This window comes from Streptomyces filipinensis (assembly GCF_014649495.1).
Taxonomy (GTDB): Bacteria; Actinomycetota; Actinomycetes; order Streptomycetales; family Streptomycetaceae; genus Streptomyces; species Streptomyces filipinensis.
This window is the reverse complement of record NZ_BMTD01000002.1, coordinates 581,349-598,348: the sequence shown is the minus strand read 5'-3', so window position 1 is coordinate 598,348 and position 17,000 is coordinate 581,349. Positions and strand designations below refer to the sequence as shown.

At 72.2% G+C, this 17,000-nt stretch carries 16 protein-coding genes and 1 pseudogene; 9 read left to right on the top strand and 8 right to left on the bottom strand.

Features of this window, described 5'->3' with window-relative positions:
- Window positions 1-2: 2 nt before the first annotated feature.
- Window positions 3-1,808, top strand: a complete 1,806-nt coding sequence (locus IE244_RS07710; protein WP_191871856.1) for a GMC family oxidoreductase N-terminal domain-containing protein — start codon at window positions 3-5, stop codon at window positions 1,806-1,808.
- A gap of 595 nt (window positions 1,809-2,403) precedes the next feature.
- Here IE244_RS07710 and IE244_RS07705 read toward each other — a convergent pair.
- Complete coding sequence (locus IE244_RS07705; protein WP_191871855.1) at window positions 2,404-2,679, bottom strand: chorismate mutase; 276 nt, start codon at window positions 2,677-2,679, stop codon at window positions 2,404-2,406.
- A gap of 284 nt (window positions 2,680-2,963) precedes the next feature.
- Between IE244_RS07705 and guaA the strand changes: the two genes are divergently transcribed.
- The gene (gene guaA / locus IE244_RS07700; protein ID WP_191871854.1) at window positions 2,964-4,544 is read left to right on the top strand and encodes a glutamine-hydrolyzing GMP synthase; all 1,581 of its coding nucleotides are present in this window, start codon (window positions 2,964-2,966) and stop codon (window positions 4,542-4,544) included.
- Window positions 4,545-4,559: 15 nt separating this feature from the next.
- Here guaA and IE244_RS07695 read toward each other — a convergent pair whose 3' ends face one another.
- Window positions 4,560-5,027: a pyridoxamine 5'-phosphate oxidase family protein gene (locus tag IE244_RS07695; RefSeq protein WP_191871853.1), complete on the bottom strand. Its 468-nt coding sequence runs from the start codon at window positions 5,025-5,027 to the stop codon at window positions 4,560-4,562.
- Between the two features lie 140 nt (window positions 5,028-5,167).
- On the opposite strand from IE244_RS07695, the gene IE244_RS07690 reads away from it, so the two are divergent.
- Window positions 5,168-5,962 (top strand): class II aldolase/adducin family protein, encoded by a 795-nt coding sequence (locus tag IE244_RS07690; RefSeq protein ID WP_191871852.1) that lies wholly within the window; start codon window positions 5,168-5,170, stop codon window positions 5,960-5,962.
- Window positions 5,963-6,025: 63 nt separating this feature from the next.
- Here IE244_RS07690 and IE244_RS07685 read toward each other — a convergent pair whose 3' ends face one another.
- Window positions 6,026-6,922 carry a DUF4429 domain-containing protein gene (locus IE244_RS07685; protein WP_191871851.1) on the bottom strand — a complete coding sequence of 299 codons (897 nt, stop codon included), beginning with the start codon at window positions 6,920-6,922 and terminating at the stop codon, window positions 6,026-6,028.
- 189 nt (window positions 6,923-7,111) lie between these two features.
- On the opposite strand from IE244_RS07685, the gene IE244_RS07680 reads away from it, so the two are divergent.
- Window positions 7,112-8,392, top strand: a complete 1,281-nt coding sequence (locus IE244_RS07680; RefSeq protein ID WP_191871850.1) for a hypothetical protein — start codon at window positions 7,112-7,114, stop codon at window positions 8,390-8,392.
- A gap of 138 nt (window positions 8,393-8,530) precedes the next feature.
- Window positions 8,531-9,061 carry a DoxX family protein gene (locus IE244_RS07675; RefSeq protein WP_191871849.1) on the top strand — a complete coding sequence of 177 codons (531 nt, stop codon included), beginning with the start codon at window positions 8,531-8,533 and terminating at the stop codon, window positions 9,059-9,061.
- Between the two features lie 215 nt (window positions 9,062-9,276).
- Here IE244_RS07675 and IE244_RS07670 read toward each other — a convergent pair whose 3' ends face one another.
- Together IE244_RS07670 and IE244_RS07665 are read right to left on the bottom strand one after the other, a co-directional pair.
- Entirely contained in the window at window positions 9,277-9,486 is a 210-nt protein-coding gene (locus tag IE244_RS07670) for a hypothetical protein (protein ID WP_191871848.1), read from the bottom strand.
- The gene (locus tag IE244_RS07665) at window positions 9,473-10,924 is read right to left on the bottom strand and encodes a PspC domain-containing protein (RefSeq protein WP_191871847.1); all 1,452 of its coding nucleotides are present in this window, start codon (window positions 10,922-10,924) and stop codon (window positions 9,473-9,475) included. The genes IE244_RS07670 and IE244_RS07665 overlap by 14 nt, the downstream gene beginning before the upstream one ends.
- A 175-nt stretch (window positions 10,925-11,099) precedes the next feature.
- On the opposite strand from IE244_RS07665, the gene IE244_RS07660 reads away from it, so the two are divergent.
- On the top strand, window positions 11,100-12,425 hold the full coding sequence (locus IE244_RS07660) for an ATP-binding protein (protein ID WP_191871846.1): 1,326 nt from the start codon (window positions 11,100-11,102) through the stop codon (window positions 12,423-12,425).
- On the top strand, window positions 12,422-13,162 hold the full coding sequence (locus IE244_RS07655) for a LuxR C-terminal-related transcriptional regulator (protein ID WP_031171737.1): 741 nt from the start codon (window positions 12,422-12,424) through the stop codon (window positions 13,160-13,162). The genes IE244_RS07660 and IE244_RS07655 overlap by 4 nt, the downstream gene beginning before the upstream one ends.
- A 17-nt stretch (window positions 13,163-13,179) precedes the next feature.
- Here the strand turns inward: IE244_RS07655 and IE244_RS07650 are convergent, their stop codons facing one another.
- Complete coding sequence (locus IE244_RS07650) at window positions 13,180-14,241, bottom strand: C40 family peptidase (RefSeq protein ID WP_191871845.1); 1,062 nt, start codon at window positions 14,239-14,241, stop codon at window positions 13,180-13,182.
- Window positions 14,242-14,777: 536 nt separating this feature from the next.
- Here IE244_RS07650 and IE244_RS07645 point away from each other — a divergent pair.
- On the top strand, window positions 14,778-15,005 hold the full coding sequence (locus tag IE244_RS07645) for a hypothetical protein (protein WP_229853996.1): 228 nt from the start codon (window positions 14,778-14,780) through the stop codon (window positions 15,003-15,005).
- A 9-nt stretch (window positions 15,006-15,014) separates the two neighbouring features.
- On the opposite strand, the pseudogene IE244_RS07640 reads toward IE244_RS07645, so the two are convergent.
- A pseudogene (locus tag IE244_RS07640) lies at window positions 15,015-15,350 on the bottom strand (IS110 family transposase); the annotation flags it as partial.
- 264 nt (window positions 15,351-15,614) lie between these two features.
- On the opposite strand from IE244_RS07640, the gene IE244_RS07635 reads away from it, so the two are divergent.
- Window positions 15,615-15,968 carry a hypothetical protein gene (locus IE244_RS07635; RefSeq protein WP_191871844.1) on the top strand — a complete coding sequence of 118 codons (354 nt, stop codon included), beginning with the start codon at window positions 15,615-15,617 and terminating at the stop codon, window positions 15,966-15,968.
- 3 nt (window positions 15,969-15,971) lie between these two features.
- On the opposite strand, the gene IE244_RS07630 is transcribed toward IE244_RS07635, so the two are convergent.
- Entirely contained in the window at window positions 15,972-16,937 is a 966-nt protein-coding gene (locus tag IE244_RS07630) for a tellurite resistance/C4-dicarboxylate transporter family protein (protein ID WP_191871843.1), read from the bottom strand.
- Between the last annotated feature and the right edge of the window lie 63 nt (window positions 16,938-17,000).

Sequence of the window (17,000 nt, the reverse complement as noted above, 5' to 3'; positions counted from 1 at the left end):
ACGTGTCGCAGGAGAAGTCTGTCCAGACCCGGGACGAGGACGGGTACGACTACGACGTCATCGTGGTCGGCTCGGGGTTCGGCGGTTCGGTGTCCGCCCTCCGCCTGACCGAGAAGGGATACCGGGTCGGTGTGCTCGAAGCCGGCCGCCGTTTCACCCGCGAGTCCCTGCCGAAGAACTCCTGGGACCTGAAGAACTACCTCTGGGCGCCGAAGCTCGGCATGTTCGGCATCCAGCGCATCCATCTGCTGGGCAATGTGATGGTGCTGGCCGGCGCGGGCGTGGGCGGCGGCTCGCTGAACTACGCCAACACCCTCTACGTCCCGCCGAAACCCTTCTTCGACGACCCCCAGTGGCGGGACATCACCGACTGGCAGGAGGAGCTGAAGCCGTACTACGACCAGGCCCAGCGCATGCTCGGCGTGCGGCTCAACCCGACGATGACCCCCTCCGACGTGCACCTCAAGGCGGCGGCCCAGCGGATGGGCGTCGGCGACACCTTCCACCTCGCACCGGTCGGCGTGTTCTTCGGCGACGGCAAGGACGCCGACGGCACGGCGAAGGCCAGGGCCGGCGAGCAGGTGAACGACCCGTACTTCGGCGGCGCGGGCCCCTCCCGCAAGGCCTGCACCGAGTGCGGCGAGTGCATGACCGGCTGCCGGCACGGCGCGAAGAACACCCTCAACGAGAACTACCTCCACCTCGCCGAGAAGGCGGGCGCGGTGGTGCACCCGATGACGACGGTCGTGTCCGTCACCGACGACTCGCGGGGCGGATACGCCGTGGCCACCCTGCCCACGGACCAGAAGAAGAAGGGCAGGGGCCGGATCCTCACCGCGCGCCGGGTCGTGCTCGCCGCGGGCACGTACGGCACCCAGACCCTGCTGCACCGCATGAAGGCGGGCGGCCAGCTGCCGTACCTGTCGAAGCGGCTCGGCGAGCTGACCCGGACCAACTCCGAGGCGCTGGTCGGCGCGCAGACCGACGACCGCCGCTACCGCAGGGCGACCGGCGAGCCGAGGGCCGACTTCACCCGGGGCGTCGCGATCACCTCCTCGATCCACCCGGACGAGAACACCCACATCGAGCCGGTCCGCTACGGCAAGGGCTCCAACTCCATGGGCGGCCTGTCGATCCTCCAGGTGCCGTACGCCGAGGGTTCGTCCCGGGCGCTGGCCTGGCTGACGAACGCGGCCCGGCACCCGCTGCTGGTCCTGCGTTCCCTGTCCAACCGGCGCTGGTCCGAGCGGACCATCATCGGCCTGGTCATGCAGTCGCTGGACAACTCCCTGACGACGTATCTGAAGCCCGGCGGCGTCGGCAGGGGCCTGCTCACCGCGCGGCAGGGCCACGGCTCGCCGAACCCCAAGCAGATCAAGGCCGCCACCCAGGCCGCCTCCGTGCTCGCCGCCGAGATCAACGGCTTCGCGGGCAGCAACGTCGGCGAGCTGATGGGCACCCCGCTCACCGCGCACTTCCTCGGCGGCTGCCCCATCGGCGACTCCCCGGAGACCGGCGTGATCGACCCGTACCACCGCCTCTACGGCCACTCCGGCATCTCGGTCGTGGACGGCGCCGCCGTCTCGGCGAACCTGGGGGTGAACCCGTCGCTGACGATCACCGCGCAGGCCGAGCGGGCGATGTCCTTCTGGCCGAACAAGGGCGAGGAGGACCCGCGGCCGGCGCCGGGAGCGGCGTACGAGCGGCTGAAGCCGGTGGAGCCGCAGGCCCCGGTGGTCCCGGCGGAGGCGTTCGGCGCGCTGCGCCTGCCGTTCCTGGGGATGCCGGCGGTGCCGCCGAAGCAGTAGCCCGGCCGGGCGGGCACGGCCCGGGCCGACGAAGAGGGACCTGCATCCCCCTCCGAAAGCAGGTCCCTCTTTTTCGACTCGGCAGGTTTGATCTGCGAAAGCCGTGAAGGGTTGCTCCTGCGCCCGGAATATTCGTGTGGCGTGGGTCACCCGCATGGCGAAGGGCCCCGCATGGCGAAGGGCCGAGCATGGCCGAGCGTGACGAAGGGCCGAGCATGACGAAGGGCCCCGCGGGACGGAGAGACCGCGGGGCCCTTCTTCGGTCAGCACCGACGTCAGGGCAGCGCCGGTGCCTGGGTGCGGCGCCGGGGGGTTGCGCCGCTGGTCCTGGTGTGGGGGTGCAGTGCTTCCGCCGGTCGGCCCCGGGCGTCCCCGGAGCCGACCGTTCTCTTGGGTGACCGGGCTGCTGTCCCCTGCCGTCCGGTCACTTCCCTGGAGCGAGGTCCCACGGCGCACGGCACGACCCGTACGCCTCATCGCTCCAGCGAGCCACGCGTGGTTCTGTCGGGCCCGCCCCTGGCTGGCACGGACACCCCGCTCAACGAAGCGGTGCGGGGGCCGGTCACGCGCCGTACGGGTGAGAACGGGGCCGAACTCAGATGCGACCACGGCACAGTTCGAGCAGGGTCATGGCGAGGCCGGTGCCGGGCTTGCCGAGGGCGTCGCGGTAGCGGCCGAGGATCTCCATCTCGCGGGAGAGGTGCACCCGGCGTCCGCCGGAGGCGATGCGGGTCTGCTGGACGACGGCGGAGACGGCCATCCGCTCCTGGATGAGGCCGATGATCCGGTCGTCGAGCGCGTCGATGCGCTCCCGGGCGTCGGCGATGGCCGCTTCCGGGGTGCCGGTCGCTTCCGGGGTCGTGGTGGTCATGTCGGGGCTCCTCGGTCGGGAAGGGTGGATGCCCCCGAACGACAGGACCCGGAAAACGACAGGCGCCCCGGGCCTTGTCGGCCCGGGGCGCCTGGGAAGTGCTTGGCGTTTCGCTCAAGCAGCACGACCATGGCAGCCGGCGGGCCGGGTGCCATAGGTAAAGACGAAGGTCGTGTGCTGAAGCATGGGGTCAGTATGCCACGGCGAAGTCCAGGGGAGGCCTTCACGCCCACACCGTTAGACTCGGTAGCACAGACCCCCGCCCGACCACCAGAAGGCACCCCGTGTCATCAGCGACTTCCACTGCCGCCACCCCCGACACCGTCCTGGTCGTCGACTTCGGCGCGCAGTACGCCCAGCTCATCGCCCGTCGCGTCCGCGAGGCGCGGGTCTACAGCGAGATCGTGCCGAGCACCATGCCGGTCGAGGAGATGCTCGCCAAGAACCCCGCGGCGATCATCCTCTCCGGCGGCCCCTCCTCGGTGTACGAGACGGGTGCCCCGACCCTCGACCGCGGGCTCTTCGAGGCCGGTGTCCCCGTCTTCGGCATGTGCTACGGCTTCCAGCTGATGGCGCAGGCCCTCGGCGGCACCGTCGACAACACCGGCGCCCGCGAGTACGGCCGTACCGACCTGCACGTCTCGAAGAACTCCTCCACCCTGTTCGAGGGCACGCCGGACGAGCAGCACGTGTGGATGTCGCACGGGGACGCCTGCTCCGCCGCCCCCGAGGGCTTCGCGGTCACCGCGTCCACGGACGTCGTCCCGGTCGCCGCGTTCGAGAACGACGAGAAGAAGCTCTACGGCGTCCAGTACCACCCCGAGGTCATGCACTCCACGCACGGCCAGCAGGTGCTGGAGCACTTCCTGTACCGCGGCGCGGGCCTGAAGCCGGACTGGACGACCGGCAACGTGATCGAGGAGCAGGTCGCCGCGATCCGCGAGCAGGTCGGCGACAAGCGCGCGATCTGCGGTCTGTCCGGCGGCGTGGACTCCGCCGTCGCCGCCGCCCTCGTGGCGCGCGCCATCGGCGACCAGCTGACCTGCGTGTACGTCGACCACGGCCTGATGCGCAAGGGTGAGACCGAGCAGGTCGAGAAGGACTTCGTGGCCGCGACCGGCGTCAAGCTGGTCGTCGTGGACGCCGAGGAGCGCTTCCTGACCGCGCTCAAGGGCGTCTCCGACCCCGAGGAGAAGCGCAAGATCATCGGCCGGGAGTTCATCCGCGTCTTCGAGCAGGCGCAGGCGGACATCATCGCCGACGAGGGCCCGGCCGTGGAGTTCCTGGTCCAGGGCACCCTGTACCCGGACGTGGTCGAGTCCGGCGGCGGCACCGGCACCGCCAACATCAAGTCGCACCACAACGTCGGCGGCCTGCCCGAGGACCTTGAGTTCAAGCTCATCGAGCCGCTGCGCAAGCTGTTCAAGGACGAGGTCCGCATGGTCGGCCAGGAGCTGGGCCTGCCGGAGGAGATCGTCCAGCGCCAGCCGTTCCCGGGGCCCGGCCTCGGCATCCGCATCGTCGGCGAGGTCACCAAGGAGCGCCTGGACCTGCTCCGGGACGCCGACGCGATCGCCCGCGAGGAGCTGACCGCCGCCGGCCTGGACCGCGACATCTGGCAGTGCCCGGTGGTCCTGCTCGCGGACGTCCGCAGCGTCGGTGTCCAGGGCGACGGCCGCACCTACGGCCACCCGATCGTGCTGCGCCCGGTGTCCTCCGAGGACGCCATGACGGCCGACTGGTCGCGCCTGCCGTACGACGTCCTCGCCCGTATCTCGACCCGGATCACCAACGAGGTCCGGGACGTCAACCGCGTCGTCCTCGACGTGACCTCGAAGCCCCCGGGCACCATCGAGTGGGAGTAGTCCCCAGGGGCCCTATTAGGCGCGCTTGAGCGTGCGCAGGGGCTCACCGGGCTTCCAGACCTGCGTGACGAGGTACTTCTCGTCCTCGACGTAGGTCCGTACGACCTCGGTCAGTTCGGTACGGAAGAGGTGGAACGGCTGCGGCGGTTCCACCTCTTTCACGTACGCCCCCTTCACGGCCGCGTCGACGACCTCGAACGCCCGCCCGCCGACCCGGACGTCCCCGCCGTCGCTCATGTCGTCGGCGCCGGGGTGGGTCTGGAGCGCGAAGCGGGGGTCGCGGAGCAGGTCGAGCGCCTTCACCGATCCCGGCATCATCCCGAGCCACAGCTCTGAGCCCAGGAAGCGGACCTCCAGGCCGGAGGTGCGCGGGGAGCCGTCCCTGCGCAGGGTCGCGAGGACGTGGTGCCGGTACGCGCCGAAGCGTGCCTCGGCGGTCGCTGCCAGTTCGGGTGCGGCGGTTTTGAAGGCTGCCCAGTTCATACACGCCAGTCTCACGGGAAAACCGGACAACCTCTGTCGGGTATTCGCCGCGTACGCCATCTTTACAAAACAGCTCTGCCCTTTTGGGCTGACCGGCGGTAACTTCCGGCGCGTACAGCAATTCGCCCGCTGGAGGACCTATGCACGGGCCCACCCCGCCCCTGCCGCTGCCCACCGACCAGCTGCGGTTCGCCATGCCGCCGATGCACGAGTCGGTGGAGGCCGAACGCCGGCACCGCAAGGAGCGGCTCGCCGGAGCCCTGCGGATCTTCGGCCGGGCCGGGTTCGAGGACGGGGTCTCCGGGCACATCACCGCCCGCGACCCGGAGTTCAGCGACTGCTTCTGGGTCAACCCGTTCGGGATGCCGTTCAAGCACGTCACCGTCAGCGATCTCGTCCTCGCCAACCAGGAGGGGCAGGTCGTCGAGGGCCGCTACCACGTCAACCAGGCCGCGTTCACCGTGCACGCCCAGGTGCACGCCGCCCGCCCGGACGTCGTCGCCGTCGCCCACTGCCACTCCGTGCACGGCCGCGCCGTCGCCGCGCTCGGCGATCTGATCGACCCCATCACCCAGGAGAGCTGCGCCTTCTACGAGGACGTCGCGCTCTACGACGCCTACACCGGTGTCACCGTCGACATCGAGGAAGGCCGCCGCATCGCCGGCGCCCTCGGCTCCCGCAAGGCGCTCGTGCTGCGCAACCACGGGATGCTCACCGTGGGCGACTCGGTGGACGCGGCGGCCTGGTGGTTCATGTCCATGGAGCGGTCCTGCCAGGTGCAGCTGATGGCGAAGGCGGCCGGCCGTCCGGTCCTCATCGACCACAAACTGGCCGTCGCCACCCGGGAGCAGCTCGGCGGCGACCTGGTGGCCTGGATCAACTACCAGCCGCTGTGGCAGGACATCAGCCGCACCGAACCGGACCTGCTCAGCTGACCGGGCCCCACTCCTCACCGGAAGCGGGGCGGCCGGCCGGGCACACCTGGCCGGCGCGTCCCCTCAGCCGAAGCCTCTGAGCACGGCGGCCTTGGTCGTCGCGAACTCCGCGTCCGTGAGCACCCCGTCCCGGTGCAGCTCGCCCAACTCCCGCAGCCGGCGCAACAGGACGTCATGGTGATCGGCCTGCCCCGGCACGGCCGGCCGCCGCCCGTCCCGCCCGTCCCGGCCGTCGAAGGCGGTGCCCGTGCGCAGGGACGGATGCGGCAGCCGGGCGGTGACGGCCGTCGCGACCAGCGCCGTCAGCAGATCGCGCCGCACACTGCCCCACAGGTCCAGGGTGTAGGGGTCCCGCTCGGGCGGCAGCTTGGAGCACACCGTCTCCGGCGTCACGAACCGCAGAAAGCCGTCCTCGTACCCGCGGTTGGGCAGCCACTCCACCTGCACCAGGTCGCGGAGCGCGATGATCCGCGGGCCGGTCGCGCGCTTGACCCGGCCGGAGGTGTCGGCCCAGTCGATGCGCACCTGCGCGCCGTCGAAGGAGACCGTGCCGTCGGAGGACCGCACCGACACCGGCACCGGCGGCCCCGGCAGCAGATAGGCGTGCGTGGCTTCCTTGGGGACCCGGTCCAGGAGCAGGGCCTGCCGGATCTCCTCGGCGACGTACTCCGCGACCCCGCCGCGGTTCGCGTCCACCGTCAGCCGGTAGGGGTCGGCCGGGTCCGGCAGCCGCCCTCCCGTCGCCTGGAGCAGCGGGTCCGCGCCCTCGCGCAGCCGCATCCGCAGCCGGCCACGCCCCCGCTCGGGTTCCCAGACGACGTCCGAGACCGCCTCCAGGGGCACGGAGACCTCCCCGTACGTCTGCCGGAACAGCGGTACGCGGCGGTGCAGCCCGGGGGTGATCCGGATCGTGCTGCCGTCGAAGGCCCAGGTCCCGTCCCGCTGGATGATCTCGGCCATACGGAAATTCTCGCAGCCGGGTCAACACAACGGCTCGTACTTCACCCGCCGTGACCCGCTCCGAGGGCTCCTGACGGCCCGGCATAGGGAACAATTCGCTTTCGATGCAGGGGAGTTGCACGGCGGCGAGGCCTCCAACGGGGCACCGCCGGCCGTGCCGGAAGGTCGTGGGGAAGGCGGGCGCCGGGCGTGGCGGTGCAGGAGGCGGGGCAGGACACGGGTGCCGAGGGGATCCACGGGGGCGGCTGCACCTGCGGGGACTGCCCGCACGGCGCCCGCGAGGGGCACCGGAGGGCCGTCGCCGCGTTCCTGCGCCTGCGTGACGGGTACGCGGCCGGGCAGGGCCTGCCGGTGGGCGTGGCGCACTCCGCCTCGGCGTCGCGCCAGTGGGTCTCCGAGGAACTGACCCAACGGGCGGAGGCCGTCGCCGAACGCGGGCGCGCCGAGGGCGAGGCCCGGCTCGCCCGGCTGTGGCTGCGGACGGTGTGCACGGTGTGGGGCGCGGTCCTCGCGCTGCTGCTCGGCGAGGCGCTCACCGCGGTCGGCACGGGCTGGACCGGCCCCCGCACCGCGGCCCTGGCCGCCGCGCTCGTGGTCGCCACCACGCTCAGCGCCGCCTCCTGGCTGCACCGGGCGCGCGGCGGGGCGCTGGCCCCGGTGATCGGCGAGGACAACCGGATGTCCACCTCCCGCACCGTGGCCGCCGGCTGGGTGCTGTTCGTCGGCTACGCCGTCCTGCTGCTGGCCGCCCGGCTGGCCGCCGCCTCCGAACACGCCGAACGCGACGCGCTGATCTCGGGCCTCGACCTCGCGCGCGGCGCCGGCGTGGTGACCGTCCTCGCCGTGGTGTGCGGCATCGCCGTCCTGGTCCGCCGGGTGGTGGGCCTGCGCATCCTCACGCAACGGCTGCAGAAGGTACCGGCGTACCGGCCGCGCGCCGCCGATCTGCTCACCGACGACTCCGGCCGGGGCGCCTTCGCCGACATCCAGTACGTCGCCATCAGCGCCGTCGCCGTGCTGTTCGCCGCCGTACGGCTCGCCCGCCGCCCCGACCAGCTGCCCGACCTGCCCTGGGGGCTGGGCCTGGTGGTGCTGGTCTCGGCCGCGACCTACCTGGCCGGCAAGTACGCCGAGGGCGGCCGCCCAGTCGTCCTGTCCGTGGTCCGCGCCCGTGAACCCGGCGACCTGGACGGTCCGATCCGCACCGGCGACGACATCGAGATCCGCGGAGCCGGCTTCGTCCCGCCGGGTGCGCAGACCGCCGAGCGGCTCTCCCGCATGGTCGTCCGCATCGGCGCGGTCGACGTCCACGTCCCGCTGGTCCCGGTCACCGGCGGCTTCCGCAATCCCACGGACAACCTCCTGACCGTGCCCGTACCGGCCGACGTGGAACCCGGGGCGGTGGAGGTGCAGGTGGTCACCGCCGCCGGGGTCGCGACCAACCGGTGCATCGTCCAGGTGACCGAGTGAACGGCACACACGACCGGACGGCCCCGAGGCGCCGAAATCCGGAAAAACACCCGGGACGGGGTTGAACCGCCTCCCCTTGTCATACGTATCGTCACATGAGGGAGTAGTGGCACGGCGGGCGAGAGGCGGCTGGCGACGATGACGCACGGCATCCGGACGGACACGCACACCACCAGGCTGAACGGCCCCCGCGGCTGGCGGGAGACCGCCAACCACTACGCGCTCCTTCCCCTGCGCGTCTTCCTCGGCGTCACCTTCATCTACGCCGGCCTGGACAAACTCACCGACAGCGCCTTCATGAAGTCCGGCGGTGCCGGGTCCATCGGCGAGACCATGCGCGCCGCCCGCGACTCCGCCGCCGTCCCCGCCCTGGTCGACCTGGCCCTGAAGGCCCCGGTCGGCTTCGGCTACGCCATCGCCCTCGGTGAGCTGGCCGTCGGCATCGCCACCCTGATCGGGCTGCTCGGCCGGCTGGCCGCGCTCGGCGGTGCGCTGATCTCGCTCAGCCTGTGGCTCACGGTGAGCTGGGCGACGAGCCCCTACTACTACGGCAACGACCTCGCCTATCTGATGGCCTGGCTCCCCCTGGTCCTCGCCGGCGCCCCCTATCTCTCCCTCGACGCGGCCTGGCGAGCCCGGCGCCGGCCGCCGCTGGACGGCTACCGCTAGCCGACCGGACGCCTGGGCGGGTCCGGACTACTGGGCGGGCTCTGGGCGGCTGGGCGGGCCCTGCGTGGGCCGGACGGCTGGGCGGGCACGGGGTGGCTCGGTGGGCCCTGGGCCGGGCCGGGCGGCCGCATGACCGGACGGCGGTCGTACGGTCTCCGACGAGCCGACGAGCCGGCGGCCGCACGGCGGCACATCGTGGCCTCCCGGCGGAGCGCTCAGCCGCTCTCGGCGCCACCCCGTCTGCGCACGGCCCGACCCACGGCCGCCACGACACCGGCGAGGCAGAGACCGCCCACGACCAGCGGGACGGCCGCGAACCACGGCGTCTCCCACAGGCCCCCCGCGTCCCCCGCGAACACCGCGCCCGTGGCGGCGAGGAACAGTCCGGCGACCAGCTTCCCGGGCTGGAACTCATGACGCAGCACGACTGACCTCCACCTGTCCCAGACCGACCCCGAGCGTCAGATCCAGCGTGCCGGCGTCCTTGCCGTCCTTGGCCGGAGCCAGCGTCACGACCTTGTACCGGTCGGGCTGCACGTCCACGTCCTTTCTGCTGTCCCCGGGCAACCGGATGTCGCCCACGCCCACGTCGATCTTCATCCGCACGGTCGCGTCCGCCGGCAGGATCACTTTCAGCTGCCCCGCCCCCACATGGGCGTCGGTCGTGACCGTCCGCCCCGTGCCCGGATGCACCCGGCTCAGGTCCAGGGTGCCGCGCCCGCTGCCGAGGTCGTAGGCCGACCGCACCTGCGCCGACGCGGCGGGCCTCCAGGAGGTGTCCCTCCAGTGGGTGGTGATGTCCTTGGGCAGGGCCGCCGCCCCGGCCAGCAGGGCCGCGGTGATGATCGCCAGGAACACCGTCCCGGCCCCGGTGCGGCCCAGGAACGAACTGACCGCGACACCCAGGCCGAAGACCCCCAGCGCGCACGCCAGACCGGCCTGCAGACTGGCGCCCAGCGGATGCGTGTCCCACGTCAGACCGGTGCCCAGGCCGCCCACCACCAGGGCCAGCAGGAACACCCAGCCGCCGATCCAGCGCGGACCGCGTGGTCTCGGGTGCGCGGCGGGCCGCGGCTGCGGGGAGCCGGGGTGCGTCCAGGGGGTGGCGATACCCACGTCGATCACCGAGGTGAGGTCCGGGTCGCGGGCGTCGCCGGGACCCCACAGATAGCCGGTGCCGCCGACATGCGTTCCGTCCTTGACGATCGGGTCCCGCCACCAGGACGGATAGGTGGTGACGACCGGCGGGGCCTGGGCCTCCGGCGGGGCGTCGGCGGCGGCCTGCGCGGCGAGCGGGTCGGTGTCGGGAGCACCGCGGCGCCGCGACCAGTACCCGGCGCCCGCCAGCAGCAGGGAGAGCACGACGGCGAAGGCCAGCACACCGCCGTTTCTCAGCATGGTCAGGAAGATCCCGCAGCCGACCAGGGCGAACAGCACGGCGGCGAGCGCCTGGCCGTCGATCCGGCCCGTCAGCAGCTTGCGGACCTCGTTCTCCTCCTCGTCCTCGTACGGCACGAGGAGCCAGGCGAAGCCGTAGAAGATCAGACCGATCCCGCCGGTCGCCGACAGCACGGCCAGCGTGATCCGGAAGATCACCGGGTCCATGTCCGTCTGCCGGCCGAGGCCCGCGCACACGCCCGCGATCATCTTGTGCCGGCGGTCGCGCCGGAACAGCTCGGGGGCCGCGACGGCGGAATGCTCCCGGTGCTGCTGCTGTGCGTCGACGTGCGTGTCGGTGCCGGCGGTGGCCGCTCCCGTCTTCTGAGTCGCGGCGGGCGCGGCATCCGTCGGCCCGGTGCCCGGGACCGGGCGCGGGCCGGGGCCGGGTCCCGGACCCGTCGCGGCGTGCTCGTGATCCGTCATGTGTCCATGGTGACGGCCCGTCCGCCGCCGCGGCAGTCGGGACGACCCTGGCCGAACCCTGAAATCGGCCCTGAGGCGGGGCGGGGAACCGTTCGACCAGCGCGGCGACGCCGCCGTGCGGTGCTCCCCGACCCGGCCCGGCCGAAGATCAGGGGCGTCTCGGGGGCCGACCCTGATGCCTGGCCCCGCCGGCCGTGTGACCATCGTTGGCATGCCGGAAGCCGCAACCCTGCCAGTCGACGACCCGCGGCCGCCGCGCAAGCTCTACCGCAGCAGCGACGGACGCTGGCTCGGCGGAGTGGCGCGGGGCCTCGCCGGGCATCTCGGGCTGCCCGTCATCTGGGTGCGGCTCGCCTTCGTCGGCCTGTTCATGGCTCACGGATTCGGAGCGCTGCTGTACGCGGCCTTCTGGTTCTGGGTCCCGCTCGGCGTGGGCGGAGTCGTCGAGCAGAGGCAGTCGCTCGTCGGCGGCGAGAGCGCGCCGGACGGCCGCCGCAGACTCGTGGCCCGCAAGCCGGACAAGGGCCAGATCGTCGCGCTGCTGCTCATGGTCATCGTGTCCGTGGTCTTCGTCAGCAGCGTCAATCTGGGCAGCGGCGCCAAGATGTATCTGGTGCCCGCCGTCCTCGTCGCGGCCGGTGTCGCCCTCGTCTGGCGTCAGGCGGACAACGCCCGCCGGGCCCGCTGGGTGGAGGTCGGCCGCCGGCGACACACCCTCACCCTGCTGCGCGCGGCCGGCGGCGTCCTGCTCGTCACGGCCGGTGTCTCCGCCATCTTCGTGCTGCAAGGTTCGGCCGCCCACCTCGGCGCGGTCCTGCAGGCGGCCCTCGCCGTCCTCGTCGGCATCACACTCCTCGCCGGCCCCTATCTGGTCCGGATGACGCAGGACCTGTCGGAGGAGCGCCTGATGCGCATCCGGGCCCAGGAGCGCGCGGAGGTCGCCGCCCACGTCCACGACTCCGTGCTGCACACCCTCACCCTGATCCAGCGCAACGCCGACAACGCGAACGAGGTGCGCCGCCTCGCCCGTGCACAGGAACGCGACCTGCGCACCTGGCTGTACAAGCCGGAGGGCACCGGCAAGGACGAGGCCGACGAGCCGGACACGGTCGCCGAGGCGGTGCGGCGCAACGCCGCCGAGGTGGAGGACAAGCACGGGGTGCCCATAGAGGTCGTCATCGTCGGCGACTGCCCGCTGGACGAGAGGACCGGCGCACAGATGCAGGCCGCGCGCGAGGCGATGGTGAACGCCGCCAAGTACGGTGGCGAGGGCGGTGCCGTACAGGTCTATGCCGAGGTCGAGGGTAAGACGGTCTTCGTGTCCGTGCGCGACCGCGGCCCGGGCTTCGACCTCGACTCGATACCCGCCGACCGCATGGGCGTTAGAGAATCGATCATCGGCCGCATGGAGCGCCACGGCGGCACGGCCCGGCTGCGGTCGGTGCCGGGCGGCGGCACGGAGATCGAGCTGGAGATGGAGAGGGCGGAGAAGACGTCATGAGCGACGCGACCGAGGCGAACGGCACGGCGGGAGTCCCCGAGGCGGCCGGGTCCGGGGCCGGCGGCGGCGCGGGCGGACGGCACGTGCGGGTGGTGCTCGTGGACGACCACCGTATGTTCCGCACCGGCGTCCAGGCCGAGATCGGGCAGACCGCCGAGACCGGCGTGGAGGTGGTTGGCGAGGCCGCGGACGTCGACCAGGCGGTCACGGTCATCACCGCGACCCGGCCCGAGGTGGTCCTTCTCGACGTGCACCTGCCGGGCGGCGGCGGCGTCGAAGTGCTGCGCCGGTGCGCGGCGTTGACGGCGGACGCCGAGCGGCCCGTCCGTTTCCTCGCGCTGTCCGTGTCCGATGCGGCGGAGGACGTGATCGGTGTGATCCGCGGCGGCGCCCGCGGCTATGTCACCAAGACCATCACCGGCACCGACCTGGTCGACTCCATCTTCCGCGTCCAGGAGGGCGACGCCGTCTTCTCCCCGCGGCTGGCCGGGTTCGTCCTCGACGCCTTCGCCTCCACCGACGCCCCGCCCGTGGACGAGGACCTGGACCGGCTCACCCAGCGCGAGCGCGAGGTGCTGCGGCTGATCGCCCGTGGCTACGCCTACAAGGAGATCGCCAAGCAGCTGTTCATCTCGGTGAAGACGGTCGAGTCCCACGTCTCGGCGGTGCTGCGCAAGCTCCAGCTCTCCAACCGCCACGAACTGACCCGCTGGGCGACGGCCCGCCGGCTGGTCTGACCCTTACGGCGCCGCCCCTACACCACCCGCGTCGCCCCCGCGAACGGCATCAGGTCGACCGGGGCCAGCCGCACCGGGGCGGAGGGGTTCGGCGCGTGGATCATCTGCCCGTTGCCCACGTAGATGCCGACGTGGCTGATCCCGGAGTAGAAGAACACCAGGTCCCCGGGCTGGAGTTCGGAGCGGGAGACGCGCCGGCCCGCGTTGATCTGGGTGTAGGTGGTGCGGGGCAGGGTGATGCCGGCGGCGCGGTAGGCGGCCTGGGCCAGCCCCGAGCAGTCGAAGGCGTTCGGGCCGGACGCGCCCCACACGTAGGGGCTGCCGAGCTTGGCGTAGGCGTAGGAGACGGCCGCGGCGGCGCGCGCGTTCGGGGCGGCCGGCCCGGCCTGCCGCAGCGTCTCACGGGCGTCCGAGGCCGAGCGGGAGGTACGTTCCGGCGCGACGCCGTCACCGGTGACCGGGCCGCGCTGCTGCGGGGTGAGCCGCGCCAGCAGCCGACGGGCCTTGGCCAGCTTGCCGGTCACGGCTTCCTTCTGCCGTCTGAGCTGCGCCTGCCGGGCCCGCAGCGACGTCAGCTCGACGCGCGCGGCGCCGCGCAACCGCTCGATCTCCCGCAACTGTTCGCGCACCCGGGACACGGTGGAGGCCTGCCGGTCGCCGGCCCGCTCCGCGAGCGCGGCGTTGTCCAGGTACTGGTCGGGGTCGCCGGACAGGGCCAGCTGCCAGGCCGGGGCGAACCCGCCGTCGCGGTACTGCGCCGCGGCGAAAGAACCGAGTGCCTCCCGGGTGGAGTTGAGCTTCTCCTGCTTGCGGGCGGTCTCGTCCCGCAGCGCGTTCAGCCGCTGCTGCGCCGTGTCCGCCTCGTCCTTCGCGCCGTCGTACTTCTCGGTCGCGGTCTCGGCCTCCTGGTACAGCTCGTCCACCTCGGCCCTGACCTGGGCCGGCGTCAGCTGTGTCTCGGCGTGGCCCGTCCCGTCGAACCCCGTCGCGGTGGCCGCGCCCGCCAGGGCGAGCGTGGCGGCCGTCCGGGCCGTAGGGCCACCGAGCGAGCGTTGCCGGGGCTTGCGGTGTGCTGCCACCTGGGCCGTCACGTCCTTCCGTACGACGCGTACGGCCGAAGGTCCGGCCGGGCGGCCCGACCGAGTGGCCCGTACGTCGCGTCCGGCGGCGGCCCGCACAGGGGGAGCGGGCCACCGCCGGACCTCTCGGTGGTGGTGGCCGACGGCCGTCCCTGGCCCGGGCGGCGGTGGGGAGCCGGTCACCTGGAGGAGGACGCTAGAACGGACTGTGACAACCAGGTAACGCGGTGTACGGAACTGGTCTGGACAGACCGGGAAGTGACCGTATGTGACTATGCCGCCGGTCTGGAGTCGTCGCCTTCACGCAGCGTAGTGACCGATGCGCGGAAACCGGGGCGGGCGGGAGGGGCAGAGTGCTATGGGGCGCATATATGCGGGTTTCCCTGCACAAGATCATCGACCGCTGGGGGCGGGCCCGGTGACAGAGGGCCCGCACACCGCTGGTTAGACGCCTCACGCTCCCAAGCCGTCAAGTCGGTTGCTGAGATGCGGTGTAGCTTTGCCGCCTGTTCGATTACGGACGCAAGGGGGCTTCGGTGGACGTGGTGCGGGTGATGGAAGCGTTGGCCGAGCAGGGGGTCACGGTGTTGTTCAAGGCCGATGCGGAGCGCATGCGCGACCGTGTGAAGCCGTGGACGTTCGTGGCGAGCGGGAGCCCGTTCCGCGAAGATCTTCTGGTGCGCACGGATGCCGTGTCTGTGGAGGCCTGCCTGGATGCCTGTTTGCCTCGACTGCGCGAGTTCGGCCTGGTTATCCCGGAGTAGGAGCTGGGCTCAGGCGGCCGCAGGGGCTTCGAGCCCTTCCAGCGGGGACGGGAAGGCCTGCGCTTCGTCGTAGTGCTCGCCGTGTTGCAGGCAGTGGTAGAGCTGGCCGACCATGCGATTGAACAAGTTGCGCAATGCGGAGGCGTGCCAGTCGCCGTGCTTGTCACGTCGTCGGCGGTAGTGGGTCTTGGCTCCGGGCGAGGCGGTCAGGGCGGCGAAGGCCCAGAGGTGGCCGGCGTGGTTGAGCCGGTCGTTCTTCACGCCTCGGCGGGTGACGCTGGACTTCTTGCCAGAAGCCCGGGTGATCGGTGATGAGCCCGCACACGCCTTGAGGCCACGGGCGTCAACACCGCTCGTGGTGCTGGCGGCCGCAAAGACGCCGGGCGCCACCGGTCTAACCGGAGGCCTCGAGGCCGGCGCCGCAATAGGTATCCACCCGGCGTCCACGCGATCGCCAGCACCACGAGCGTGAGAGCCGGCCGCGCGGTCTAACCAGAGGCCTCGTGAGCCCAGCTCCGACAAGGCGTGACGGCCCTCACCACTCGAACACCCCCAGAACGGCACCCTGCCGTCCCTGGGGCTGTTACCAACGAATTAGGCTCCGGCTCCATGGACGTACTCATCCATCTCTTCGTCGGCCTGCACATCATCGGTATCGCCGCGCTGCTCGGCGGCTTCCTCACCCAGATGAAGGCGATGGGCCAGGGCACGGCCCGCTTCGTGCCCGGGATGCTGCACGGCGCGCTGACCATGCTGGTCACCGGTGTGGCCCTGGTCGGTCTCAACCAGGCCGACGACCACCACGTCAACACCATCAAGATCGGCGTCAAGCTGGCGCTGCTGATCGTGATCCTCGGGCTGGTCTATGTGAAGCGCGACGAGGAGAAGATCGACAAGGGCGCGTTCGGGCTGGTCGGCCTGCTGACCATGGCGAACGTCTTCATCGCCGTGCTGTGGACCTGACGGTCAGCCGTCCCTGCCGCCGGCGCGGGCCGCGAGCACCGCACCGGCGGCGACCGTGAGCCACACCGCCACCGCCACCCACAGCAGCACCCGTCCCGGCCATCGGAGCCACGGGAGGCCGACGGCGGTCGCGACGGACAGCGTCGCCGCCGCCGTCATCCCCATGGGGAACACCGTCGCCCACCGCAGCACGTGGTAGCCGCGCCGCGGCCGCGCCGCCTCGGCGGCCAGCAGGGCGAGGTAGCACGCCAGATCCAGCACGAGCAGTGCGACCGTCGTGGTGCGCAGCACGGCGCGGTCGTCGTCGTCCCACAGGTACGGGCCCGCATCCGCGGCGATGAGCAGTTTCGCTCCCGCCAGCGCCGAGATCGCGAGCGCCCCGCCCGCGACCCAGTGGTCGCCGGCCCCCTCCCATACCTGCCGTGCGTCGAAGTGGGCCAGCGCGAGACCGTAGAGCACCAGACCCAGCCAGAACAGCACCAGCGCGGTGTGCGCGAGCCACGCCCGGCGCTCTGCGGCAGCCAGTGTCGCGGCCAGTACGGCGAGCCCCTGTGTGGCCACACAACACAGGAACACCGAGCCCGGCATGCGCCGCCTCCAGTGCCGTACGACCGTGACCAGCAGCACCGGCCACAGCAGCGCCGCGAGCGCCAGCAGCGCCTCGGCGAGGGTCTGCCGGCCCAGCGCCGAGATCCCGGTGCCGAGCACGGTGGTCGCGGCGACGGCGTTGAGCGCGCCGGGGCTCTGCGCCTCGGCCACCCAGCGCTGCCGCTGACCGAGCAGCCGCAGGGCGAAGTCGGCGGCCAGCGCCACCCAGGCGACGGCGGTCAGCGCCAGCGCCGGCCGGGAGACCGTCTCCGCGCCGGTCAGCTGCAGGCCCACCGACAGGATGCCGGTCGCCATCACGGCGGCCCCGGCCGCGGGAGGCCGCTCCGCCCACCACGTACGCAGACCCGAGATGCCGGACATGCGCCGATGCTAGGGAGCCGCGCGGTCCCGGCCCGGAAGGGCACGCGTGGGTGGAGGGCGAAA